The organism is Echinicola sp. 20G, assembly GCF_015533855.1.
Classification (GTDB): domain Bacteria; phylum Bacteroidota; class Bacteroidia; order Cytophagales; family Cyclobacteriaceae; genus Echinicola.
In genome coordinates this window covers 2,953,231-2,978,950 of sequence record NZ_AP024154.1, presented here as the reverse complement: position 1 = coordinate 2,978,950, position 25,720 = coordinate 2,953,231, and the positions used below count along the sequence as shown (strand labels likewise).

General features: G+C 40.4%; 16 protein-coding genes, 1 tRNA gene and 1 riboswitch. Of the genes, 6 read left to right on the top strand and 11 right to left on the bottom strand.

All coding sequences use genetic code 11. From position 1 onward, the window contains the following. Positions 1 to 878: 878 nt before the first annotated feature. Genes JL001_RS12465 through JL001_RS12450 form a run of 4 tightly spaced genes read right to left on the bottom strand, consistent with a single transcriptional unit; the run spans position 879 to position 7,975 of the window. Positions 879 to 2,207: a glycoside hydrolase family 71/99-like protein gene (locus JL001_RS12465; protein WP_200976389.1), complete on the bottom strand. Its 1,329-nt coding sequence runs from the start codon at positions 2,205 to 2,207 to the stop codon at positions 879 to 881. Further along, positions 2,204 to 2,890 carry a DUF3823 domain-containing protein gene (locus tag JL001_RS12460; protein ID WP_200976388.1) on the bottom strand — a complete coding sequence of 229 codons (687 nt, stop codon included), beginning with the start codon at positions 2,888 to 2,890 and terminating at the stop codon, positions 2,204 to 2,206. Before JL001_RS12460 ends, JL001_RS12465 begins: the two co-directional genes overlap by 4 nt. 30 nt (positions 2,891 to 2,920) lie before the next feature. Further along, a complete protein-coding gene (locus tag JL001_RS12455) occupies positions 2,921 to 4,816 on the bottom strand; it encodes a RagB/SusD family nutrient uptake outer membrane protein (RefSeq protein WP_200976387.1) in 1,896 nt (631 codons plus the stop codon). A gap of 12 nt (positions 4,817 to 4,828) precedes the next feature. Continuing rightward, positions 4,829 to 7,975 carry a TonB-dependent receptor gene (locus JL001_RS12450; protein ID WP_200976386.1) on the bottom strand — a complete coding sequence of 1,049 codons (3,147 nt, stop codon included), beginning with the start codon at positions 7,973 to 7,975 and terminating at the stop codon, positions 4,829 to 4,831. An 857-nt stretch (positions 7,976 to 8,832) separates the two neighbouring features. On the opposite strand from JL001_RS12450, the gene JL001_RS12445 reads away from it, so the two are divergent. Continuing rightward, the gene (locus tag JL001_RS12445; protein WP_200976385.1) at positions 8,833 to 11,211 is read left to right on the top strand and encodes a kelch repeat-containing protein; all 2,379 of its coding nucleotides are present in this window, start codon (positions 8,833 to 8,835) and stop codon (positions 11,209 to 11,211) included. Positions 11,212 to 11,616: 405 nt separating this feature from the next. On the opposite strand, the gene JL001_RS12440 is transcribed toward JL001_RS12445, so the two are convergent. Continuing rightward, positions 11,617 to 13,968: a TonB-dependent receptor gene (locus tag JL001_RS12440; RefSeq protein ID WP_200976384.1), complete on the bottom strand. Its 2,352-nt coding sequence runs from the start codon at positions 13,966 to 13,968 to the stop codon at positions 11,617 to 11,619. A 246-nt stretch (positions 13,969 to 14,214) separates the two neighbouring features. Between JL001_RS12440 and JL001_RS12435 the strand changes: the two genes are divergently transcribed. Next, positions 14,215 to 14,385 carry a hypothetical protein gene (locus JL001_RS12435; protein ID WP_200976383.1) on the top strand — a complete coding sequence of 57 codons (171 nt, stop codon included), beginning with the start codon at positions 14,215 to 14,217 and terminating at the stop codon, positions 14,383 to 14,385. A 575-nt stretch (positions 14,386 to 14,960) separates the two neighbouring features. Here the strand turns inward: JL001_RS12435 and JL001_RS12430 are convergent. The 4 genes from JL001_RS12430 to JL001_RS12415 all read right to left on the bottom strand — a co-directional run bounded on the left by JL001_RS12430 (position 14,961) and on the right by JL001_RS12415 (position 18,024). Continuing rightward, positions 14,961 to 15,224 carry a helix-turn-helix domain-containing protein gene (locus JL001_RS12430; RefSeq protein ID WP_200976382.1) on the bottom strand — a complete coding sequence of 88 codons (264 nt, stop codon included), beginning with the start codon at positions 15,222 to 15,224 and terminating at the stop codon, positions 14,961 to 14,963. Between the two features lie 120 nt (positions 15,225 to 15,344). Then, positions 15,345 to 16,628 carry a site-specific integrase gene (locus JL001_RS12425; RefSeq protein WP_200976381.1) on the bottom strand — a complete coding sequence of 428 codons (1,284 nt, stop codon included), beginning with the start codon at positions 16,626 to 16,628 and terminating at the stop codon, positions 15,345 to 15,347. Positions 16,629 to 16,912: 284 nt separating this feature from the next. Further along, positions 16,913 to 16,986: transfer RNA gene (locus tag JL001_RS12420), tRNA-Pro, on the bottom strand. 87 nt (positions 16,987 to 17,073) lie between these two features. After that, complete coding sequence (locus tag JL001_RS12415; RefSeq protein ID WP_200976380.1) at positions 17,074 to 18,024, bottom strand: aldo/keto reductase; 951 nt, start codon at positions 18,022 to 18,024, stop codon at positions 17,074 to 17,076. Between the two features lie 284 nt (positions 18,025 to 18,308). Next, positions 18,309 to 18,504: riboswitch (cobalamin riboswitch) on the top strand. Positions 18,505 to 18,698: 194 nt separating this feature from the next. On the opposite strand from JL001_RS12415, the gene metE reads away from it, so the two are divergent. Genes metE through JL001_RS12400 form a run of 3 tightly spaced genes read left to right on the top strand, consistent with a single transcriptional unit; the run spans position 18,699 to position 21,963 of the window. Continuing rightward, complete coding sequence (gene metE, locus JL001_RS12410; RefSeq protein WP_200976379.1) at positions 18,699 to 21,023, top strand: 5-methyltetrahydropteroyltriglutamate--homocysteine S-methyltransferase; 2,325 nt, start codon at positions 18,699 to 18,701, stop codon at positions 21,021 to 21,023. Between the two features lie 53 nt (positions 21,024 to 21,076). Further along, positions 21,077 to 21,568, top strand: a complete 492-nt coding sequence (locus tag JL001_RS12405; protein ID WP_200976378.1) for a PAS domain-containing protein — start codon at positions 21,077 to 21,079, stop codon at positions 21,566 to 21,568. Next, positions 21,565 to 21,963, top strand: coding sequence for an acyl-CoA thioesterase (locus JL001_RS12400; protein ID WP_200976377.1), 399 nt, complete (start codon positions 21,565 to 21,567; stop codon positions 21,961 to 21,963). The genes JL001_RS12405 and JL001_RS12400 overlap by 4 nt, the downstream gene beginning before the upstream one ends. Positions 21,964 to 22,001: 38 nt before the next feature. Here the strand turns inward: JL001_RS12400 and JL001_RS12395 are convergent, their stop codons facing one another. After that, the gene (locus tag JL001_RS12395; protein ID WP_200976376.1) at positions 22,002 to 23,411 is read right to left on the bottom strand and encodes an alkaline phosphatase PhoX; all 1,410 of its coding nucleotides are present in this window, start codon (positions 23,409 to 23,411) and stop codon (positions 22,002 to 22,004) included. A gap of 253 nt (positions 23,412 to 23,664) precedes the next feature. On the opposite strand from JL001_RS12395, the gene JL001_RS12390 reads away from it, so the two are divergent. Further along, on the top strand, positions 23,665 to 24,696 hold the full coding sequence (locus JL001_RS12390) for a patatin-like phospholipase family protein (protein ID WP_200976375.1): 1,032 nt from the start codon (positions 23,665 to 23,667) through the stop codon (positions 24,694 to 24,696). A gap of 54 nt (positions 24,697 to 24,750) precedes the next feature. Here the strand turns inward: JL001_RS12390 and JL001_RS12385 are convergent, their stop codons facing one another. Beyond that, positions 24,751 to 25,548 (bottom strand): hypothetical protein, encoded by a 798-nt coding sequence (locus JL001_RS12385; RefSeq protein WP_236252794.1) that lies wholly within the window; start codon positions 25,546 to 25,548, stop codon positions 24,751 to 24,753. Between the last annotated feature and the right edge of the window lie 172 nt (positions 25,549 to 25,720).

The following is a 25,720-nucleotide window of genomic DNA, read 5'->3' as shown; positions in this document are numbered from 1 at the left end:
TAGCAAAAGTGAAAACATCAATCAGCTGTGCATTGTCGGTATGGTTGATGGCATAGGCAAAGGTTCCCTTATCCACCACAGCATCGATCACTGCTTTGGAAAAATGATCGCCGATCTGGCGCATGATGGATGGATTGACATGGCAATGCAGAAAGCGGGGGATATCGTAGCAGTAGTCAATACGGATAAATTCTCCTCCCAGCGGATAACCATAGCAGTGCTCTATAAGAATCAATTCGCAGGGATTTTGGCGGCTAGCATCAAAATCCATAGCAGTGTATTCCCCATAGAAAGTAAGGTTGGTCAGGGTCACTCCTTCTGTCTTGGAAGTTTTGCTGACCTGAATTGTGGGAGGGTAAGCGATGACCTTTGAGGGATCCTCCAGCTCTTGCTCGGCATACCAAAACTGTATTCCACGTATTTGGGTGGCGGATTCCACTGTGATAAATGGATTTTTCTGACCGGTGATTTTAAATACACTGCCCACGGGAGCCTTCTTTGAGGGATGCCTCGTGCCTCTGGGTGTTGGGCCATGCACGCCGATCAATGAGACATTGCGTTTCAACACGATCCCATCTAAAACGGGATAAGGCTCGTCGGAAGGCTCTACGTAAAGAGCTGCCCCAAATTCTTCTGCCCAGTTAATTGCTTCTTGAAGGTTGTTGGTGTTTTCTTCAGGGCTATTTTGGGGAAGCACCCCGAATTCACGGATGCTCCGGGCACCATTCACCGCCAAACTACCATCGATGAGGGTCAGGATGAGCAGTATACTCAATATAATTTTTTTGTCTGTTCTTGTATTTTTCTTCATTTTGTAGAAAATAAAGGGCCACCTGTCATCAACATCAATGGCAGGCAAGTCCCGATTATTACTTTGTTTATCGCTCAGGTTGCTGTGCTCCATATCCTGCAATCCCATGAAACCATTTGGTCGCTTCCCCTGCCAGCCATAAGTAATGGTCCGTCTGCAATTCCGGGTCGATTCCAATGAATTTACCGTCGCCATTGAGCGGAGTATCGCCTTCATGGCTGACCTTGAAGATGGCCGTTCCCTCATCGATTTCATCAAACATGGCTATGTACAGCGATGATGCGCCTGACATTTTAGCACCCGCCACCTGTTTCCAGAAGAAGTCACCCTTTTCCCTGCGAATGGCATTATAGGGATTACCAGCATACATATTTCCCCAACTAAAGCCCGGAAAGGCCAGCGGGATGTAGTCGACACCATTTATTGAGCACCATTGGACATCTCCGGCCAGGGTCTGCCCGGCCACATTAGCGTAATTGTCAGAACTGTACCGTCCCACTGCCCACGGCATGATCACATCGCAATCCTTGATCAGGTCATGTAGCCCGGTGTCATCCACCGTATCATCGCCCAAAGTCCTCCATCGGTAGGGAACTCCCAGCATAACCGAAAGCCTGTTGTCATCGCCTTTTAGTCCTTCCACCATGACGGAGGCATCTTCAATATCATAAGGACGGTTATCATTGAACCCCACTCCCCACACGGCCACGAGGGGCTTTCCATTATGTCTCAGGTATGTCGGGTTGGTTTCATTATCGAATAAACCAAACTTGTTCTCCAACTCCCTGAAATCCTGCTCCACAAACCCCCTGACTTCCTCAGCGGTGGCACCGCTGAGGTCATACATGATGCAGATGGCCCTATCGTATTTTTTCGCCGCTTTCAAAGCGTGTTCCAATACCGTGTCAAAATGCCGCTTTCCTTTTTCATTTGAAGGTCGTACTTCGGCCACAAACCGCTGCATATACACCCCATCAATACCATATTCCTTCATCCACTTAAAATGTAGATCAATGGTACTCTCATCGAAGGAGCTGAAGAGAAAAGCAGGGGAACCATCAGCATATACAAATGGGCTGGTGTACTTATCCGAATAGGCTGTCATATCCGGCCACATGTCAATAGTGGAACACCCTGGCATGAACCCGCACTGGTTTTGGTAATGGTACCAGCCTCTTCCCGAATCGTCACCTTCCGCTCCAAACCAGCCTTGGTATCCAGCCATTACCAAACCTTCCACAGAAGTATAAAGTAAACCCGTTTCATCATATTCTTTCTCCTTTGATGGCACTGGATCTACCTTTTCAGGTTCAGGAGACTCCTCTGCTGAGCACCCACACACCAAGGAAACCAATATAAGCAGGATCAATATCACCGTAAGTGGATACCGGTTCATAGCTCTACCTCCTGTGCACTGGCGTAATTAAACTTGGCTTCGGCGGCATCCGCAAGTCCTCCTACCCGTACAAAATGTCTGTCATCAGGATCCACCAGACTGCTATTAGCCACCAAATCTATTTCTAATGTGAAGGTCTCGCTTTCATCAACTGTACGCCCCAAGTTCATTTCTGCTGAAAGGGAATGTATGGGCTCTCCCACTGAAGGCTCTGTATGCAGGTACAGTCCAAGCCTACTGATATTATTGATGACGTTCTGTTCCACATTGAAAGTGGCGACGATTTTTTGCTCCGTCACCTGAATGTCCAGGTTCTTGATCCGAAGATAAGGTAAGACTTCAAAGTCCTGTACCGTACCTGTTGAAATGTAAATTTCCATGGGTTCAACTGGTACAAAATTCCCTCTAACCGGCTGCACGGTATAGGTATTTTCAAACAGCATGGAATTTTCGTAGGAACCATCGTTTTTAACAACCAAGTATTGGTGAGCCACTGGATCATAGCCATGTTCTGTCAACTGAATAACTGTCCCTCTAACAATATCCTGTTCCACCAATTCTCCAGTTTCCGAATCGATAAATCGGCCGGATAGTCCTGCAGAAGGGCCTTCATAATTATCGAGATCACATGAAATACACAAAGATGTGATCAAGACTAATATAAATAATGATCTTTTTTTCATAATGTTATCAATTTTGTTGATTGGGAGATTTTAGTATTGTGGATTTTGGACAAGGCCGTTACCACTGATACCGGGAATGGGTCTGTAATAAAATTTGGGATCAAAATTCCGCTGCTCCAAATTTGGGGTATAGCTCCTAACGAAGATGTACTGTGGTACATCCATCCGTAGATCAAGAAGTGGAAAAAGGGAATGAATTCTACGATTATTAAATGCTTCTTCATATTCCCTACGACGAATCAAATCCCAATATCTTTTATTTTCAAAGGCCAATTCAACCCTTCTTTCCCGCATCACATTTCTCAGTGTGAGAGGTACTTCTACAGTATGTCCTGCCCTTCTTCGGATATCATTCAAGCCTTTGGTTGCCAAAGCCACATCCCCAAGATTACTTTCCACAACCGCTTCTGCATAATTCAATAACACTTCTGCATAGCGCATATCCATAAAATCGGTTGTACTTTGGTTCCAACCCGGGGTGACAGGGGTATTTTGGTTAAGAAATTTCTTAAATGAAAATCCAGTACGGGTATTATTTCCTCCAAAACCATCAAAGCCAGAATATTGAGTGGTGCTAGGAGCTCCATATGTATAGTACATTTGACCATTTACTTGGATTTGGTCTTTAGTCCGGATCACTGCATTGCCGTCTGGCTTGACATATCCTGCTTGGATAATGATTTCTCTATCTTTCCATTCGCTTGTTGGTGCCACCACTGTCGCGTGAAAGCGTGCATCCCTATTGGCAAAAAGCTCCAAAGGGTCGGAAAAATGGAGGTAATCCGTTGACTCACTGAATCCATTGTAATTATCTGTCACACCATCAGCCCTTGTCACTACCGGAACGATTTCTCCAGGATTATCATAAGTTTCATAAACATCTATTAGATCAAGTGTAGGGTTCATCCTTCCAGGATGGGGCCATCCGTTTGCCAGCTGAGCAGGCTGGAACCATATATCATAATTATGTCCTCTATCTGTGCCTGGGAGAGCATAACCTTTGATAAAAATGGCTTCCTCCAGTGCTATATTGGGATCTTGAAACATCAAACGAATATTTTCGGCTGCATCTGCAGGACTGGAAGGATCCGGTCTGAAAAGCCCATGTGGACTATTATTTATGATTTCCTCAGCCGCATCGATAACGATTTGGTAATAATCATTTGCCTGATTGGGCTGTAGTCCGATCAATTGCTGCTCTGCAGCATCTCCCGAGAACGGAGCTTTATCGGCAAACTTTGCAATAGATGCCGCATGAAGTGCTGCCCTGGCTTGAAGTGCCAATGCTGCCCATTTTGTAGCTCTTCTTTCTCCTCCTGGCCAAATTTCCGGTAGGTTTTCTGCTGCCGTAGACAATTCTGCCATTACAAAATCCCATGTTTCCTTTTCGGTTGACCGGGGCACTTTCAAAGCATCAATATCTCCATCATAAGATTGAGTAGCTGTAATTAAGGATACTCCTCCATATCTTTTAGCCAAACCGAAATATGCGTAACCTCTGATAAAAGATGCCTCTCCCAGTAGCATGGCCTTGTCTTCTTCTGTCACATTCAATTGCGGGATATAATCAAATAAAAGGTTAACATCCCTGATAAGAGAATAGGCAGGTTCCCACCAGCCAAAATCCTCATTGCGCATAAAGTCCCCAAATTCAGAATGTACCGCTTCATCAGTCAGCATAGCAGCCACAAATCCCCCATTATTTGGATCACCGCTATTGATATTAAATCCATTTCTGAAAAAGGTAAAATCTTCTGTAGGAAGCTGTGCATACAGATTTGCCATATAAAGTCTCACTCCCTCAGGATCACTAAATAGATCCTCTCCTTGAATTCTATCCAAAGGTTCCAAGTCCAAGACGCTGTTGCAATTGGTAAAACCTATCAAATAAAATAGGATGGCTGATATATATATTAGTTTTTTCATGGTTAACTTGATTTAGAAACTAGCATTAAGACCAAAATTGAAACTCCTTTGTAAGGGATAGGTAAACCCTGTATTGAAAAGTCCTTCTAGTTTTTCTGGATCAAATGGTTTTACGAAAGGATCGGTAATTGTAAATATATTGTGGGCATTGCCATAAACCCGGAGTCTATCAAATCCGATCTTGGAAAGTAAGTTTCCAGAAAAAGTATATCCTATTTCTGCGCTCTTAAAACGAACATAAGAAGCATCTCTTCTCCACTTTTCACTTTCTGCATACAACATCCCCACATTCTCAACCAACCTTGATGAAGGCCATTTTCCCGGAATCCATTCACTATCCAGATTGTAAGGGTCTGCCTTATGCCATCGGTCGAAGAAGTAAGCGGGAGTATTGCTTCCCTTAAAGGCAAGTATCTCAGCATAGACCTCCTGAAATCTGACAGAATATTTGGCAGCTCCCTGAAAAAGCAGGCTGAAATCAAAGTTCTTGTACTTCCCGTCCACTGTTAAACCAAAAAACATTTTTGGGGTCCCATTCCAAAATATGGGCAACATGTCATCCCCGTTGATCACTCCATCATTATTGACATCCTTGTACTGAAAATCTCCGGGAAGTTCCCTTGAGTTGCCCAAATCCCCATTTTGGATGGGGGCATATATGATTTGTTCTTCATTCTGGAACTGTCCGAGGTACTCATAGCCCCAAACAACATCATTATATCTATCGAGATTTCCTCCCCGCCACCTATCCATACTATTCAAGAAAGGGCCTCTTTCCACATAGATGTTCTTAGTACGTGCGTAATTAAAATTCCCTGAAATCCCATAGCTGAAGTCTCCTATTCGGTTACGGTAAGAAAGCATCATATCCAAGCCCCTCACTTGATCACTGTTCAGGTTTTCTTCTGGCAGGGATCCCCCGAAGGTATTGGGCAGGGATTGGTTCCTTACTGCAAGTAACCCCTCTCTATTTCTTTGGTAGACGTCAAACTCCATATTGAATCTACCATCCCATAAACCAAGATTAATTCCAATATCAAGAAGTTTGGATGTAAACCAAGTCAGGTTTTCATTGACAATACCAGGTGAAACTGCTCCAACACTGTAGACATTATTTTCGAATTCGTAACCTCTGCCACCTGATGTGGAAAATCCAGCTACATATTGGAAAGGAGCACCAGCATCCTCTCCCACCATACCATATGAGGCACGCAGTTTAAGGTCTGAAAGCCAACTAACATGCTGCATAAAAGACTCATCAGCAATTCGCCACCCCACTGATCCAACTGGAAAAAAGCCCCATCGGCTATTGGGGTGATACCTGTAAGAGCCATCTTCCCTAAAGGCAAATTCCACCAAATATTTTCCTTTGTAATCATAATTGAATTTACCCACATAGGATATCCTACCCGTCTTGTCCTCCAGCCCTTGGGCTTGCTGATTGTTCAGTCCGGCAAAATTTATCTGATCATTGGTATAGAAATCGTAATATCGGAGTGCGGACATCCATCGGGACCAAGTCTGCTGTTGCTCGTAAACCATTGTACCACTTACATGATGGTCGCCAAATAACCGTTCATATGAAACTTGGCCTTGCAGTGTAAGTCTATTGAAATCGGAAGCCCTATTTGAGATATTGGCATTTCCCGAACGCTGTGTTTGGGAAACAAAAGAATCATCCTCAAAATCATATTCATATAGCCTGTAGCTTTTGAACAGGTTCTTGTTATTGTTTTGGGTAAAGTCATAGGCCACATTTCCCTGAAGTGTCAATCCTTCCAAAAATGGAGCTTTGTATTCCAGTCCTACGAGAGATTGGATATTTTTATCGGTAGTTTCATTATATCCTGTAAGCTCCCTGTTGGAAAGGGCTACAGGATTTTGTCCTGAGCTAACTATCCCTGGATACAATGGGTTGTTATTGGCAAAGGGTTTTTCTATCGGTAAAGTAGTTCTTGTTCCCTTGAAGATGTTGAAGAAATTTTCTCCAGGCTGACTTTGTGCATCCACCCTCCCGGCCACAAAAACTTTGGCTTCCAAATTACTGGTGAGTTTCGCGGTCACATTGGAACGTAATGTATATCTTTCGTATTTGATGTCATTGGTCTCCAGCAAACCTCCTTGGTTAAAGTACCCTCCACTGATAAAGTACCTAACGTCATCGCTTCCACCACTGGCTGAGAGATTATGTTGATATTGGAGAGCATAGTTTTTCATGGTCTCACTGTACCAATCGGTACTTTCGTAACCTGGAACACCATCAATATAGTTTTGCAATATCTCTTCGGAATAGAAAGGGCTTCCGGTTCCGAGCAAAGCTGCATCATTTCTCATTTGTGCCCATTCACTTGCAGTTGCCATTCGAGGAACATCAGTTGGATTTTGTATACCAACTGTTCCATTATAATTGAATTTGGCCTTACCTTCCTTTCCTTTTTTGGTGGTCACAATAATGACCCCGTTGGCTGCTCGTACACCATAAATAGCTGCTGAGGCATCTTTAAGTACAGATATTGATTCAATATCCTCCGAATTCAACCGTTGAAATTCACTGGATCCATCTCTGGGTATTCCGTCGATGACATATAAGGGGGCCCCACCAAAACCCCGGATATTAATTGATGTGTTGAACTCTCCTGGCTGTCCTGAATTTTGCCTGATTTGCAAACCTGGTACTTTCCCTTGAAGCTTTTGGGCCAAACTGGCATTTGTAGTGGTCTCTATTTTTTCCGAATCTATCTGGCTAACTGCACTGGTAAGAGATTCTTTCTTTTGGGTACCATACCCTACCACAACAACTTCCTCCAAGCCTGCGACATCGGTTTCCATGGTAATATTGATCATGGATCTGTCATCTACCGCTATGCTTTGCTTAATAAATCCCACAAAGCTAAATTCCAATACAGGATCAGTACCGCTAACAGATATGGAATAATCTCCATCTATATCTGTAACTGTACCCTTGGTTGTACCCTTGAGTAGAATGGATACTCCAGGAATCGGTTCCCGATTCTCATCAACTACTTTTCCAGTGACAATATAGGCGTTCTGTGCACTGGCCGAAAATGAAAGTGTCATCACTATCATGACCATAAAGAACAAACGGCTCTTAAATCGTCTTTGAATGGAACACTTGTTTTTTGGTCTATTGTTTCTCATAAAAACTAGGTTAAGAATGGATAAATTGTTTAGGGTTATTTTACCTGGTAAAGATTACCGGCATCATTAAAAGATGGACAAAACATTATTTACTATTGGTTTGAGGATATAGTCCCATAAAAAACCTATAGCTTCATAAAGTTTGGTCCGTTCAAATTCTATTCTTTTGGATTTTGGAAAATTAAATCGGGCCTTCTTTCAAGAAAATAAGGGTACAACATGGTATGGAAAAAAATCAGTCCCTCTATTCTTACTGAGGTATTTATACAGCCTGCTAAAAGATTTAAAAAATCCATGCACCAAATGGAGTTGGTCTCATTGGTAAATCTTAGGTACGGGTATTCATTATTAAACAGTGTCTTCATGGTTATTTTGGGATTTGAGGTAAAACTTACACACAAAGAAAACCATGGGGTATTAACAGGGATATAATAAACAATAAAAAAGCGCTTAATTTTTGATTAATATTTACATTAATCCATATTTTTAACCGGACAACAAAATTTTTATCTGAATTACATTGGTTCGTATCAAACCTAGAGGGCTCATTTAATGCCTCAAATTTTAAGGTATTCACAAAGGACTCTTTAAGAAAAGTTCACAAACAATAGCTTCTTCCTAATCTTCGTTCTTGATGCACTTAACCCATACATGTAGAATTTGAAGTGTTTACAATAATTTTTTTTAATACATTAGTGAGGTAAATTGAGTCAACATATAACGTGATTATTTTAACCAGGTACATTTGTTTATTGCTCCTAATTCTTTGCTTATTTCATAATTCATTTGGTCAAAGTGATTTAAGTACGGGATTATATTTTTCCTCACATGAAGTCATACAGGATAAGAGGACTTCATTGGACCTTACCCCAGAAAAACCCTTTGAGTTTAAAAACGGTTTCAACCTGGAGTTCGAGGCTAATTTCAGACAGGGTGATGGACATTATGGTTATATTTTCAGGATCATTGCCAATGACGGCACCAACATAGACCTCGTCTCTAATTTAGCCTCCACAGGTTCCAACTTTTGGTTAGTAGTAAAGGACAGTGTTCTTTTCAATTTCAAATGGGAAGAAATCCCAGAAGGAGGATTCAACAAGTGGATTCCAATACAATTCAATTTATCCCCTTCTAATTCTGAACTATCATTATCAATCAACGGGAAAATAAAAACAAAAAAAAGCAGTGTCGCCAAAACGCTGAAATCATTTCGGATGATTTATGGGGCAAGTAAAATCCCCTCATTTCTAAACACAGATGTTTGTCCGATGACACTCCGGGACATTCAAGTGATCAATGGAAAAGGAAAATTAATGTATAATTGGAAGTTGGGAAAACATGGTTATAATCGTGCTTTTGATGAGATTTCTTATTCAGAGGCCATTGTACAAAATCCTATTTGGCAAATCGATGAACATGTACGGTGGAAAAACAGAAAGAATCTAAAGTTTGATGAATTAATCGGAATTACACATGACAATGAAGGCAGTCAGCTTTTTTTTGTTACCAAAAGTGCCGTGCATGTTTATATAGTAGCCGCTGATAGTTTAATTTCTTACAATGTGGAAAAAGGCAATCCTTATCCGTGTTTAGGAAACACCATTACTTACAACCCTCTGAGCCATCAGCTATGGTCGTATTCATTTGACACTGGAGACTTGAGTATTTTTAATTTTGACTCAAGTTCATGGAGCCTTTCACCAATAGTATGTAAAGAAACCGATCTTTGGCATCATAACAGGTTCTTTTATCAAAAAGACAAAAGCTTCAATACATTTGGCGGTTATGGCCACTATACCTATAAAAGCAAATTAAACAAATATTATATTGAGGAGCATCGTTGGGATTCAGTGGACTTGGCCTCAAAAATCCCCCCTCGTTACCTCAGTGCTCTGGGGAAGAATGGAGATGAGGACATTTTGATTTTTGGTGGCTACGGTAGTAAAATGGGAAAACAAGGAATCAATACCGAATACTTCTATGACCTATATCAACTAAAGCTTAGCAACAACCAGATAAACAAAGTTTGGCAAATGGAAAAACCATCAACGCCCTTTGTTCCATCTTCCAGCATGATAGTAGATCACGACCTTGGTAGATTTTATACGCTGGTCTATAACAGTAGCAAATACAATACGCACTTAAAATTGGCAAGCTTCAGTCTTTTCGAACCTGAAATGGAGTTCTATGCTGATTCCATTCCGTATAAATTCCTGGATACAGAGTCATGGAGCAATGTCTTTCTAGCCCCTTCTTCCCGAAAACTAATAGCACTGACCTCTTCCACTGATGGCATAGGGATTTATTCACAAGCTTACCCTCCCCTTTTACCTTCAGAAGTTTTCCAATCTTCTCCAAATGAATGGAAAAGCTTATTAAAATATTTCATATTGGGAATTTTAGTTGTGCTTTTGATTTGTGCTTTTGTTTTTCTCAAGTTTAAAAAAAACAGGAGTACCCCAATTCATTACACTTCTCCAGCATCTTACCTCAATAGGGAAGTACAAAAGAAAAGAGAAAAATCAGCTTTCTATCTACTAGGGGGCTTTCAGGTATATAGTTTGGAAGGCGAAGAAATCACTTCACAATTTACACCGACGCTCAAGCAATTGTTCCTCTTAATTTTTCTAAACACACTGAAATACGATAAAGGAATTTCATCCTTGAAATTAAATGAAACCCTATGGTTTGACAAAACAGACTCGAGTGCCCGAAACAACAGAAATGTAAATATTAGTAAACTTAGATTACTATTGGAAAAAACGGGTTCTACAGAGCTTATTGGAGAGAACAATCACTGGAGGATTACATTAGGGCCAAATGTGTATTGTGATTATATTGAATGTTTGCATTTGTTAGGGGACACCAACACATCAAATCTATTTGAAAAGGATGTTTTATCAGTTATTCATTTGTTATCCAATGGCAACATTTGTCCTTCCATACAATCGGAATGGATTGACCCTTTTAAAGTTGATTTCTCCAATAAGATTGTAAATCAGCTTGAAAATTGGATAAAAATCATTTCAGATGACCATATTTTAATATCGGTAGCTGACTGCATGTTAAGCTATGACCCCTTGAATGAGGAAGCCATTATGATTAAATGTAGTGCTTTATGCAGAGAAGGTAAAAAAGGGATAGCAAAGCAGTCTTATGATTTATTCTGTAAAGAATACCAGATGCTACTTGGAGTAAAGTATCCAATATCCTTTAATAAATTCATTGCCCAGTAACATCCTAATATACATTTAAAGTCACCGAGAAATTGAACCAAAAAGTATTAAAAATGAACTACCCCCAGACAGCGTCTTGGGTATCAAAATAATGTAAACTGGCCTAAATGAAGGACAGTATAATGTGTCTCCATTCCTTCACTCCCATCATACGCTTGAATAATTTCTTTAATGGCAAACACTCCAACCATACAGGAATAATATCCACATATCAATAGTTTTTTCCCCTTCCCAAAGTATTGTCTTTACCTCTAGCTGTAGTGACAATTGTTTACTTTTGATCTCCCCTGTTCAACCTTGTAAAATTTACATACTATTAAAATAAATAAACCGCCAGATAACCGGGTATCTGACGGCCAAAAAGTCAGCTAAATTTAGGGCGTGCTATTCTTTTTTGTCCTGGGTTTAAAACCTGACAGTAAGATTGGCAGCAAAATTGGCAGGTGCCTGAGCCACGCCGTAGCTGGACCAGTACTTCTCATTGTTAAGGTTATTGCCTTTGAGCCCCAGTCTCCACGAGGGTTGTTCAAAGAATACGGAAGCATTGAGCAATGTATAGGAAGGAATGGTAAATACATTGTCACTGAATAAGTAATTCTCCCCTACGTAATTTCCTCCGATCCCAAATCCAAGGCCCTTAAGCTTGCCCTGAAGGGCATAGGAAAGCCAAAGGTTGGCCACGTTCTCTGGTGCTCCCACGGCTTTGTTTCCCTCAATGGCTTCATTACTGGCCTTGACGATCCTATTGTCATTATAGGCGTAGCCACCCACGATATTCAATCCGGCAATGGGATTGGCGATCACTTCAAAATCGATTCCTTTACTTACCTGACGGCCATCCTGTTCAATAAAACCGTCAGAATTGGTCCGTACAGCATTATCAATGGCTATATGGTAATAACTCACCGTGGCGGTGAGCTTCTTATCAAAGACTTCTGCCTTCACTCCTCCTTCTGCCTGTTCTGCGTATAAGGGATCAAGTACCAACATTGCCCCGTCTGGCTGGTTGGCAGGGGCTTGGTTTTGAAAGCCATTCATGTAATTTCCGAATAGTGACACCTGTTCTTTTACCAGCTGGTACACCAGTCCGAGCTTCGGAGACAGTGAAGTCTGTTCATAGCCTTCGATAGCCCCATTATCAGGCCTGTAAAAATGGTCCAGCCGTAAACTGAGCATGGTGGAAAGTCGATCAGTCAGCGCTATCACATCTGACACATAGGCACTGTAGGTATTGTCATTGGCCTGGTGCCATCCTGGCCAGTTTCCAGGTACCATATAGGGATCGAGTTCCTGCTTTCGCAACACCTTAAAATCGGTGGTTACATCTACAGTGTCTATAAATCCTGATGTGGCTGCCTCACTCCTAGCATCCATAAACCTCAAACTCGCTCCTATGAGCATTTTGTGACGAATACCTCCGGTAGCAAATTCCCCGTTGATGTTTTCCTGGATATTGGTATAACTGGTATAGATCGGCCCCCAATTGCCTATGTTCCTGGCAGCCAGACTCGGCGAAAGCCAAGTCGCGTAATACTGGTAACTCTGGTCCACGTCCTCTTCCACAAAAGAAAACAAGGTCGTCGATATCCAGTTTTCTGACAGTTGGTACTGGGCTTGGGTAAATAGTTTCAGTGAGGATGTGGCTGCATTGGCATCTTCATGAAAAAGGGCTTTCCTATAATCAATCAACAGCTCTTCTGGACCGGTAATTCCAGAATTGGCATCATACCTGGAATATAATGTTCGGGTGCTTTTGGCATTGAACAGCTCTGCGTCCAAGGTAAACGATAGCCTGTCGCTAGCAATGTGCTTTAGGCTCGGTGCAATCAGAAAGGTGTTGTTAAACCCGTAATCCAGAAAACTTTTTTGACGGTTCAGCGCGGTATTTAACCTGAACAGGGTTTTCTTGTCCTGAGTCAGGGGAGTATTGATGTCAGCTGTGATCCGGTGCAGGTTAAAGCTTCCCGTGGTATAGCTTATTTCGGTCAACTTTTCTTGCATTGGCTTTTTTGTGACCAAATTTACCACACCTCCGAAAGAAGAAACATTACTCCCAAACAAGGTCCCCGATGGACCTTTCAGCACCTCGATCCGCTCGATGTTAGCAATGTCCACACTGGACCTGCCAGAAGAGGTCTCCATGCCATTTCTGGAATTGATCCCGACATTGAAACCCCGGAAGGTGGCAGCAAAGCCTCCAGATGGATAAATGACGGGCACCACACCGGTCGCATTCCTGACACTCTGGTCAATGTCGGTCAAAACCTGCTCCTGAAGGAGTTCTTTTGTCACCATACTGTATACCTGAGGATTTTCAAGGTTTTCCAATGGCATACGTGCCACATAATCGGTAGCCTTACCTGCAAAGCGGTTCACTTTACTATCGGCCACAACTACTTCCTGAAGGTCGCTCCCGTTTTCATAAAGCACTAATTGCCCAAGGTCTTTTTTCTCACTTGGCTTGAGCTCAACTTGCATATTCCTTTCTCCAAAGTTCAAATGAGAGATTACCAGTTGGTAATTTCCAGCTGGTAAATTTTCTACTACAAAGTCTCCATTGTTGTCGGAAAGGGATCCCTTATTAAGTTCTGTGAAATGAATAGTTACATAGGAAATCGGCCGACCTTCATTGTCAACGACCTTTCCGCGTACCGATGATTGCCCTTGCTGTCCCGAGGCGGGAAATGTAAATCCAAGCAAGATTAAATACAATAAAAAAATGGCCTTAAAGGCACTATTTGATTGGGAAAGCTTCATCTTATATTTATTTAGATTAATTTAATTTTACACAAAAGTAACGGTTAAACGGATTAGTTACTTTTTTAGGGAAAGAAAAACTCATTGATTTTTCCAATCATATTTTCATTCAGATCAATAAATGAATGATTCAATGGAATGCTACGGTTTATTCTGTTGGCAAAAGTCACTTAACACTATCCAACCTAAATACTAGCTTTTGAGAAAGAAAAAATATCAACTATATCACCTCACCACATTTTTATAATGAAAAGGAGCTTGAGGAAACCCACACTACTTATTTTAAGCACTGCAGTTGTTAATGAGGATGATTTTTGGGAATTTGCTGAGAGAAGTAAACAATATGGATATGTGGAAGGGAGCAAGTTTGTGATTATAAAAGATCGAAAAGGAGGTAATCCCTATAAAGTACTATAGAGTAGAATATTTTGAAAATGGTTTAGTAATCATAATACTTGATAGTAAATATGGTTGGTTTAATATCACAGGAAAAAAACTGAAGAAATTAACTAAGGGGGAAGAGTTAAATCTTTTACGGATTAATCCTGAAAAATAAAACACCGGAATGTTTGACGTCAACAAAAAGTAAACAGTTTAAAAAATAATGTTAAGATAGTAGTTTTTTAACCTCACTCACCTCTTAAAAGTAGGGCAAAGGAAAAGCCTACTACAAACTATAGTGACTCCTCTCCAAACTCCCCCAAAACCACAAGCTTCTTTATTATTTCCATTTCATCCAAAAAAGAGTTCAATCCGTGTGATGTCAGCTCCACCTGACGGTACTATTAAAACTAACTTTCCTCCCAAAAATACATCTCCAAATGATTATGCAATTGACTCGAGAAAAGGCTTAAACGAAACATCACTTGTTAAATAATCTTACCGAAGTCATTTCGTATTAAAATGGTCGAAAAATCATAAAATTTGTTCATAAGAGAACCAACATCTTTTCATCCTCCTATCATTTGCTCCTAAAAACACATTATATTCAATCATTTCCCACTTTCCATCAGCCTCCTTACATCCTGAAAATCATAAAACATTAAGCCTCCAACTTTAGTAAATGGCAGCGTTCCATTAACCCTTAAATTCTGTAGGGTGCCAGGTGAGATGCCTAACAACTCTCTTACTTCATAGGATTTCAACCACCTTTTATTAGGAGTTCCTGATTGTTTTTTCATCAAGGATTCCAATTCTTTAAAAAATTCATCTTTGAAATCCACCAAATCCTGTTTTGTTATAAAATCAATGTTCATATCTTTTGCTTAATGGTTAATCCTGTAAACCTAAAATCCAAAAACATTATTTATTCACCAGTAACACCCCAGTAAGGTGCTTTTCCTAGTTTACCCATTGCTATATCTAACAATCACGTTCTACCGAGAATCACCCCTATTATGGTACATTTGATTTTTTTCCTCCTTCTGTTCTCGCTCTTTCCTTGATAAAATCGTCCTTAATTTATCCATATCATCTCCGACCTTTGATTCCACTACTTTCGCATAAATTTGGGTTGTAGTAATTTTGGTGTGTCCCAAAACCTTACTCACCGTTTCTATGGGTACTCCATTTAGTAATGTAATTGTTGTTGCAAATGTATGTCTGGCCAAATGAAAGGTAAGGTACTTATTTAGTCCGCATGCTGCTGCAATATCCTTCAAATTTTTATTAAGCTTTTGGTTGCTGGCATATGGAAAAATTGTTCCTCTATCCAATGCCCTACAATCTTGTTTATATTTCTCAACTATCCTTTCAGCAAATGGCAAGATTGGAATCTTGACTTTTACACCAGTTTTTTGCCTAGTGGTATAAATCCATTTTCCGCCATCTATTCCACGGATAAAATGTATCTGCTTCAAATTCATAATATCCACATAAGATAGTCCAGTATAACAACTAAATACAAAAAGATCTTTAGCCAGATTTAGTCTTGGGAGTTCAAAATCAGTATTTTCAATAAGCTCCAATTCATCCTGATCCAAAAATCCTCTCTCTACTTTATCAAATTTAATCTGGTACTTAGCAAAAGGATCTTTTTCCAACCACTCCAACCTTTCCCCAAAGGAGGATAGCTTTTTAAGCCTTACAAGATGCTTCATAATCCCATTATTGCTCAGCCCCTTATTTCCTTCTTTTGGAAAAGACTTTCTTAGGAAAAACTCAAAATCAGATAAAAAACGGTAGTTGATTTCACTTAAAAAAACATCCGAAACTCTTAACCAATCCTTAAAATACATCTTAAGGTATTTTTCCGTGGTCCTATAGTTTTTTAAACTTCCTTTTGAAAGTGTATTGGCAGAAGTAAGATTATGATATTCCATCAACCGCAACAAAGTATACTCTTCCTCCCCACCCCTTAAATAATAATTCTTAAGATCATCGATATGGAATGACCGCCTTTTATTGGCCAATTCATGATAGGCTTCATAAACCTGGTTCCTAACCTCTTCAATAAAGAAATTAGTTTCGGATACATTTCTACGATTCCCTCTTAACTTCCCTCTATTTTTGTCCCATTCACTCTCTTTAACAAACTTTTTTAGGGAAATTTCTCTTCTAGATCCATTGAGACTAATTCTTACATAAATTTGGCACATACCGGCCTTGCTTCTAGATTTCCTAACAATAAAGTGAATTCCAAATGTGTTACAAACTTTCATTTTATTTCATTTTGTATCATTTTGACTAATAATTTCAATTTACGCGCCTCATAAGGCCACAACGGAAATCAAAAGGAATCAAAACAAATTAAGAAAACAATCATCAACATCCTGTTAAACAGCGACTTAAGTCAATTATAACAAAATAAAATCAATAAAAAGTGTTCACCTAATTGCTCTCATATATCTTGATATATTATGGTATATCTTGATGTATATAAAAACAAAAAACCCTGTAAACCATATGATTTACAGGGTTTTATAATCGAAATGTTTCGAAAGAGTCGGAGTGGCGGGATTCGAACCCACGACCCCTTGCACCCCATGCAAGTACGCTACCGGGCTGCGCTACACTCCGAAATCATTGGAGCAGGCCACTAAATTATAGCCTCCCCAAATGGACGCTACAAATAAAATAGATTTTGAAGAATAAAAAAATCATTTTCTAATTCCATTTCAATGAGCTTCTTTCACCCCAATAGGAATCAACACTTTCTTCCATTTCTCGCATAAGCCGAAGATCTGAATCACTAAGTTGAATTTGATTGGCCATAAGGTTTTCCTCCAGTTGCTTTGTATTTCCTGCCCCACTCAAGACATAATCTGGGTGAAGAAAATCCATAATAAACCGAAGCGCCAATGCATCTACTCCCACATGATAATGTGTAGCTAATTTCTTGAGTATATCATACCTTTCAGCATAATGCTTGAAACGCGAATTAGGAAAAATCCTTCCATTGGCCAAACCTTCCTTGATAATGACGGTTTTACCAAGTTTCTGAGCAGCTTTCAAGACTGAAAATGTACTTTGCTCCAATATGTTAAAGGTTACTTGAAAACTATCAAAAAGGATTTCTCCATCCACTTTGATTTCCATCGCAGCTTTCAGAATTTCACTCTGGGATTTACCACTGGTACTCATTCCTATTTTAACCCCAGTTTCCTGCTTAATTCTTAATAGCTCCTTATGAACATCTCTATTTTCAAGCACGCCAGATTCAAAGGTAGCGGAGTGAATCTGATAAATACCCAATGAAGGCAGAAATTGCTTTGAAAATGCCCATTGCTCTTTAAGCTTAACCAAAGAATGTTCCTTTACTTCATGTGCGCCCTCATACCCCAATTCCCAGTTCGCCTTATAGGTATATCCCCATTTGGTGCCTATAAGGACATCAGGATGCTGATGACTTTGGTGCCATTCCAATAAAAACTGTTCTCCTTTACCATAGGAAGGGGCAGTGTCGAAATACCGAATTCCACCGGCATAGGCCCTATCCAATACTTCCATTGTTTTATACTGAAAAGCACCAAAAGATTTATCTATATTCTGATCGAACCTAACGTTGATGTATTCAGGCCTCCCAAGAGCCGCCAAGCCTAACCCTATTTGTGTCATAGTCTTTTTAATAATTATTTGAGCAAAGGGGGTAGTTACCCCCTCAATATTTACAAAAATAGAAGTATGGCCGACTTTGTCGCAAGAAAGAAAACCAATAACCGTATTTAATCCTATCTTATCACATAGTGTTTATTTTCAACCTGTTTCCCAGTCAAGAAGATTGTGTAATCAGGATCTTTTGGTTCGGCATATTTGCTCTACTAAGAAACGACCAATTTATTTTTTCCTTCCATTCCAAAATGTTATCGCTATATTTGCCGTTCAAAGTTCTTTACATAATTTCTTCATTCACCAATTTAGGTCACCGGCCAAGGCCGGGGATAATAGGGAACCGTGTGAAAATCACGGGCTGTCGCGCAACTGTAAGTGACTTCAAAGTTTTTGCCCTTGAGACCCACTGTTTTGATAGCTATCAGGATGGGAAGGGCGGCAAAAATGTCACAAGCCAGGAGACCTGCCTAAATTGACCTGCCCCAGTCCGGCAGGAATGACAATGCTTTCGCGATTTGAAGTAGCTGTCAAGTACGACTTCCTTTTTCCAAAATACTTCTGGGATCAATCTGCCCAAGGGAAAAGTATGTCCTATTTTTCAGAATTACTCCCTGTTGCTGCATTGCGAAGTTTAGCTAAAGGCTTTTGACAATTATTTATTACGTTAAAAGTTTATCATTATGCTAACGCACAATCTTGGCTATCCGCGAATTGGTAGCAAAAGACAGCTCAAAAAAGCCAGTGAAGCTTATTGGGCAAAAAAAAGCACCCTTCATGAACTCCTTCAAACAGGAGCTGACATTAGGGAAACCAACTGGAAATTACAGTTGGAAGCAGGTATCGACCTGATTCCATCCAATGATTTTTCCTTTTATGATCAGGTTTTGGACATGTCACTTACCGTCGGCGCTATTCCTGAACGTTACCACCCTATCCTAACAGATCAGAAAAAACCGGAATTGGATCTTTATTTAGCCATGGCTCGAGGCTACCAAAATGATGGGTTGGACATCATTGCCATGGAAATGACCAAATGGTTTGACACGAACTATCATTACATTGTTCCTGAGTTCAAAAAAGGCCAAACCTTCAAGCTTTTCTCCAAGAAGGTATTGGATGAATTCAAAGAAGCGAAAAGGCTGGGCATACACACCAAGCCTGTGTTACTCGGACCAGTATCTTTCCTTTTGCTAGGAAAAGAAAAAGAAAGTGGCTTTCATAGAATTTCCCTGATCAAAAACCTGCTTCCGGTTTACATTGATATTCTTAAAAAGTTGGAGAACTTAGATGCCACTTGGGTTCAAATTGACGAACCGTTCCTCACCATGGACCTTTCGGAAGACGAAAAAGAAGCTTTTAAATATGTTTATGGTGAAATCAAAAAAGCTTGCCCCTCCATCAAAACCATCCTCACCACCTACTTTGGTGGGTTAAAGGACAACATAGCTCTTGCAACCTCACTTCCTGTATGTGCGATGCATGTGGATTTGGTTAGGTCTCCTGAACAGTTGGATCCAGTACTTAAGGTAATTCCTGAAAACATGAGCCTGTCACTAGGTTTGATCGACGGTAGAAACATCTGGAAAAATGATTTTGAGACATCACTCAAACTCATTGAACACGCTAAAAAAAGTAAAAAAGGAACCCGTCTCTTAATAGGACCTAGTTGTTCATTACTCCATAGTCCATGTGATTTGGACGAAGAAAAAAATGAGGTTTCATTGCCTATTGAAATCAAAAACTGGCTCGCTTTTTCTAAACAAAAAGTTAATGAAATCACCATTTTGAAGCAACTTTCTCTGGACAAGGAAAATGATTTGGTTGCACCAATTTTCGAGAAAAACCAAGAGGCTATTCGAAGTAAAATATCGTCTCCTATAATTCATAAGCCAGTAGTCGGTGAAGCTGTAAAAGGACTTACTGAAAACCATAGCAGACGCAAAAGTCAGTTCTCTGTTCGCCAAAAACTGCAACGAGACAACTTGAACCTTCCTTTGTTCCCAACGACTACCATTGGATCATTTCCACAGACCAAAGAAGTTCGACAATGGCGCGCCCAACTTAAAAAAGGGGTATTGACTCAAAATCAATACGATGAATTTATTCGCAAGGAAACAGAAGCAGCCATCAAATGGCAAGAAGAAATTGGATTGGATGTTTTAGTTCATGGCGAGTTTGAGCGCAATGATATGGTCGAATATTTTGGAGAGCAACTAGACGGTTTTGCATTCACCCAAAACGGTTGGGTGCAGAGCTATGGGTCAAGGTGCGTTAAGCCACCGATCATCTATGGAGATGTTTCCAGGCCTGAGGCAATGACAGTGCAGTGGACAGCTTTTGCCCAATCTCTAACCTCCAAAAATGTCAAAGGAATGCTTACAGGGCCAGTCACTATCCTTCAGTGGTCTTTTGTCAGGAATGATCAACCCAGGTCTGTTACCTGTCAGCAAATTGCTTTGGCCATCCGAGAAGAAGTAAAAGACCTGGAAAATGCTGGTATTAAAATCATCCAAATTGACGAGCCCGCATTACGGGAAGGTTTGCCTCTGCGTCAGGCAGATTGGGATCATTATTTACAATGGGCAGTCGAAAGCTTCCGAATTGCAGCCTCTGGTGTTCAGGACAAAACCCAAATCCACACCCACATGTGCTATTCAGAATTTAATGATATCATTGAGCACATAGCGGCCATGGACGCTGATGTTATCACGATTGAATGTTCACGCTCCCAGATGGAATTATTGGATGCCTTCGCTGAATTCAAGTATCCTAATGAAATTGGCCCTGGAGTATATGACATCCATTCTCCAAGGGTGCCTTCCACCGATGAAATGGTAGCGTTGATGAAAAAAGCCAGAGCGGTCATTCCTGACCAGCTCCTATGGGTAAACCCAGACTGTGGACTAAAAACCAGAGGATGGGAGGAAACAGATGGAGCCCTTAAAAAAATGGTTCTAGCTGCCAAAACCTTAAGAGAAGAGCCTGAATTAAGTCTAGCAAAGTAAACAATCCTTTATCCGGACAGGTTAAGTACCTGTCCGGATTAAACAACCTTATCATGTTTTTTCGCAAGAAATACAAAATCACATTTAGACCAGCCCCACTCAAAAGCTGGGACATTTATGTACAATCAATATTTCAAAAGCCTATAAAATCACTCAATGAACAAGATTTCAACACTTTAAACTATTATAAGAATAAATTCAACTGGGCGAGTAAATTGGATATGTTGAGCTTAAATTATGATGCTTTGGTATTGACCAACTTAAACGAAGAAATCATATGGGTAAATCATGGCTTTAAAAAAATGACTGGCTACAGTCCAAACTTTGCCATTGGGAAAAAACCTGCTTTTCTTCAGGGAGATGACACATCAAAACTTGCGTTGCAGGAGGTAACAAGAAATCTAAAGCTTGAAAAGCCTTTCACCTCCAAATTATTAAATTACAAGAAAGATCAATCTCATTACCTTTGTGAAATCACGATCTTTCCTTTGTTAGATCATCACCAAAAAGTTTCACACTTCTTAGCACTTGAAAAAGAAATATGACCTCACTCGAAGTAAAAATCGAAAACGCTGAAACCAGAATTTTCAAAGCTGTCTTTCCCAATACTGTTAATCATTATGACACCCTGTTTGGCGGAACAGCCATGCACATGATGGATGAAGTTGCTTTTATCGCAGCTACCCGATTCAGTAGGCAGCGTATGGTAACTGTCAGCAGCGACAAAATAGATTTCACAGTCCCCATACCAGCAGGCACCATTGTGGAATTAGTGGGAAGAATTGTCCACATCGGAAGAACAAGTATTAAGGTCCAAGTGGATATTTTTATCGAACAGATGTACGAAGAAGGAAGAGAAAAAGCAATAAGTGGCACGTTCACCTTAGTGGCGATTGATGAAAACAAAAAACCAACTGCTATTGATAAAGGGGAGTTATAGGGCCACCTATCAATGGCCCTATTCTCTTTAGTTACATACTAGCTTCTACTATCCCAAGGCCCTGTTATGGCCAAAGTCAAGCCTGCCCCTTGGATATTGACAAAGTAGATTTTTCCATCAGGAGAAAACACTCCGCCAGCAAACTCTGTCCTAAAGCCAATGTTTTCTGCTAATTTATAATACATCCCTTGAGGTGTAATGCCCACCACAAAAGGATGCGGATCATCTTCGCATAGCAGTAGATCCCCCCAAGGTGCTATGGCTACATTGTCACAGCTTTTTAGGATTTCCTTATCATTGGGCTCTGCAAATAGCTCCAATTTACCCGGAGCCCCTTTTTCATCAGTCGTTCCTTCAAACTCACTAGGAACATACTTGAACACTTGACCTGCTGAAATCTCTCCTCCATTAGTGCAAGCAAAGTACAATTCTTCATCCCCAAACCAAATCCCTTCACCTCTGGCAAAACAGGCTGCCCCTTCTTGAAATCCCCTATGCCTCAAATCATCCTCTGGAGCATCGATATCTTCCAAATCAATCCATTCCACCTCAATTGGGGTGTTCTTAGGAAACTTCTTCCCTTTAAGATCTTTCCAGTTTCGGGTATCCCGACTTGGAGACCCCGTAATTGCCAAAGCCTGTAGCTTTCCTCCTTTTTGAAGCTCTCCAGGAGCATTTGGGACAAAACGATAGAAAAGACCATCACCTCTATCTTCCGTCAAATAGACGATACTGGTTCTTGGGTCAACGGCAACTGCCTCATGGTTAAAACGTCCCATCTCCTTGATGGGAAGTGCTTTGCTTAGAATGGGCTCTTCAGATGCTGGTACTTCAAAAACATACCCATGATCCTGTTCTAACTGCCCCTTATAGCCCCCTTTCTTAACGGTGGATTCTTCACAGGTCAACCAAGAGCCCCATGGAGTGACCCCTCCGGCGCAGTTTCGTATAGTCCCTGCAAGACTCAAATATTCCTGCTCTACTTCCCCTGTCTCAGGGTTATAAACCAAGGTTGTAGTACCTCCAAGGCCTGGAAGAGTACCCTTCCCTGTTTCGTAAAGCTTGTCAGTGTCTACTTCTGAATAATACTCATTTTTCTTTCCAAAAGCTCCTTCTTCAAACTCATCTGGACTATTCTCATGATTACGAACAATGATTACCCGTCCATCTTTGCCTTCAAAAGTCCCCATTCCATCTGGCCTGCCAGGTGTAAGAAAGCCATCCTTCATCTTCTCTCCAGCCTTTGATATAATTTTGTAACTAAACCCTTTGGGCAAATTCAAAATCCCTTTAGGGTCTTTTATTAGCGGGCCATAGCCAGCTATTTGTCCCTTTGAAGATGCTTTTACTAATGGGCTTACAAATTGATATAAGCCCATAAACCCGACTGTAGCGAGCCCTGATTTTTTTATAAATGATCTCCTAGAATCAGCAACATTCCTTTTCATAATTGTCTTTTAAACTTCAATCTAGTGGATGTTTCCCAAAACTTTGATTATTCCATATTGCCTTTCTATTACCATTTTTCACTTTTAGCCTATGACCAAAAGTTAAAACTCGTTAAGTACAACCTAAACACGGAATTAAAAAAGAAACAAAAAACAATCAAACCATTGCTAAACAATTATTTAGATAGCTAAATATTACCTAAATTACTAATAACAATTGAGTATGTAGCCTTTTAGACAAACCCAAAATAGCATGAACAAAGTGCGTATTCTCTCAATAGATGGAGGTGGAATTAGAGGGATAATTCCAGCAACTATCCTTAATGAAATTGAAAAAAAGATCCAGCTTAAAACCGGCAATAAAAATTCTAAGCTGGCGGACTACGTAGACTTTGTAGCAGGAACCAGTACTGGAGGAATCTTAGCTTGTGCGCTTTTGACTCCATCAAAAGAAAGTCCTTCTGAAGCAAGGTATAGCGCCAAAGAAATTTTAGAGATGTTTCATAAGTATGGAACCGCCATATTCAAAAAAAACTTATCTCATCAGCTTAAAACTTTTTGGGGATTGATTGATGAAAAATACTCTAAATACACTTTCAGAAGGTCCATGGCATCGATTTTTGATAACACGATGCTAAGTCAATTGCTCAAACCATGTCTGATCACCGCATATGAAATCAGCAATCGAAAGGCAATGTTTTTTACTCAGCACAATGCACAAAAAACCAAAGCTAAGGATTTCTTCGTGCGTGATGTGACAGAAGCTTCCGCCGCAGCCCCTACTTATTTTGAAGCCAGCGAAATATCTTCTGCACTTGACGTTAGCTACCCATTGATTGATGGAGGAGTCTTTGCCAACAACCCAGCGATGTGCGCTTATGCAGAAGTGCGGAAGTTGGCTTTTGAGTATGTAAACCACCCTACCAGTAGCAATATGTTCATGCTATCACTTGGAACAGGAGAAGTACAAAATTCCCTATTGTTTTCGGAAGTCAAAAGTTATGGGCTCGCCCAATGGATAAAGCCTTTGATTTCAATCATGATGTCAGGAAACGCTGAAACAGTATCCTATCAATTGAAATGGATTTTCGATGCCGGTAAAAACGCCAAAAGCTACATTAGGATTCAACCTTCCTTGCACAATGCCACCTCTGAAATAGATGATGTCAGCAAAAAAAACATTGAAGCCCTCACAGAAGCGGCAAAACTGTTTATCTCGGAAAACAATGATCTTTTAGACAACATCGTCAGTCAATTGGTCCCGATAGAAGATACCTTATCATAAAAAAGCCTGCTTTTTATCCAAAACAGGCTCATTATCGGTTCAATTCAAATCTAATCAGCGAATAGCTTTCAACAAGGTGGCCATATAAACCCACTTTTGATCCCTTGAGCTCAACCCTTCTTCCATCGCGGTCAATTGCTCCTCAGAAGCTTCCATGTCCTCATACTCCATAGAGTTGAAGAACTGCACATAATCATCATAAAAGTTCAATGTCATATGGGTATATTCGGCCGCACTCCCCATGGGCACTGCTGTTCTTAAAAATTTCCAACTCCCCATCATTCCAGCTTGAATCTTCTTCTGGTGAAAAGGCAAGTAGAGCTCATTTTCCACATTTTCATATTCGTTAAACCGTCCCTCAGCCGCTTTCATCAGGTCAAATGAAGCCAAAACACCAGGTTTCATTTGAAAATTATCCTTGGTCTCCGCTACCTCAACCATATATGCCCTCATGGCCAAATCCCGGTTTTGCACCGCACTTTTTACGGCTGATTCGATCTGGCTTTCCGACATCGTTGAAGAGTATGCCCTCTTGGCATAATTCAAAAAATTATCATCAGTCATCGCGTTCATCATCTTAACAGGGTCATTGTAATAAGTGATGGTTACAAATTGAAATTCACCTTGATCAGGGCCTGATTGAAGTGACCAGAGATCCCATCCTTCCACATCCCCCTGCTTTACTGCTTCCTCATAAATTTTCTCCATGAAATCCTTATTATCTGAGTAATCTACCATCTGTGTGGATGCTACTTTGATAAATTCAATCACCATATATTGATGATCTTCTTGCGCAAAAGAAATTCGGGCAGCCAATAGAAAAACAATGGCAAAACAAAACAACTTTTTCATATCTAGGAAATTTTTGGGTTCAAGAAAACTTTAGTAACTCTGCTACTATCAATATAAACAATTCTACTGTATTAGCGAAAAAGTATAAAACATAATAAACATTAATTCTTTAATCACTGAATTTTAACCAAAAAAATTTGGGATCATCAAAATTTCGAACCATTTTTTGCGT